Source organism: Bartonella vinsonii subsp. berkhoffii ATCC 51672 (assembly GCF_902825225.1).
In the GTDB taxonomy this organism is placed as follows: domain Bacteria; phylum Pseudomonadota; class Alphaproteobacteria; order Rhizobiales; family Rhizobiaceae; genus Bartonella; species Bartonella berkhoffii.
Window position 1 is genome coordinate 1 of record NZ_CADEAK010000161.1, and the last position, 448, is coordinate 448.

The window sequence follows — 448 nt, forward strand, 5'->3', positions numbered from 1 at the left end:
ACTTCACCGCTTTTACCTTGATAATATCACGAACAATCTTCACTTCAAATGGCTTATCAACGCCAGAACGAATAATTGTTAAGGTAATTGGTGTTCCAGGAGCACCTCGCATCTTATTAACAGCTTCGTTCAATGTTTGACCATTCGTTTGTACATCATCAATTTTTGAAATAAGGTCTCCTGCTAAAATACCTGCTTTTGAAGCGGTAGTATCATCCATTGGTGAAACAACTTTAATCAAGTTTTTTTCCATAGTGACCTCAATACCAAGTCCTCCGAACTCTCCTTTCGTAGAATCCCGCATATCCTTGGCTTCTTCAGCATTCAAATAAGATGAATGAGGATCCAGTGATGTGAGCATGCCATTGATAGCATTTTCAATGAGCTTTTTATCATCTGGAACTGTAACGTACTGCATACGCTCGCGCTCAAAAACATCGCCAAATAT

1 protein-coding gene is annotated in these 448 nt (G+C 39.1%); it reads right to left on the reverse strand.

Annotated features, from left to right (window positions below; all coding sequences use genetic code 11):
* The coding region (locus J7R10_RS08735) for a PDZ domain-containing protein (protein WP_208436478.1) at positions 1-448 on the reverse strand (448 nt) is incomplete at both ends.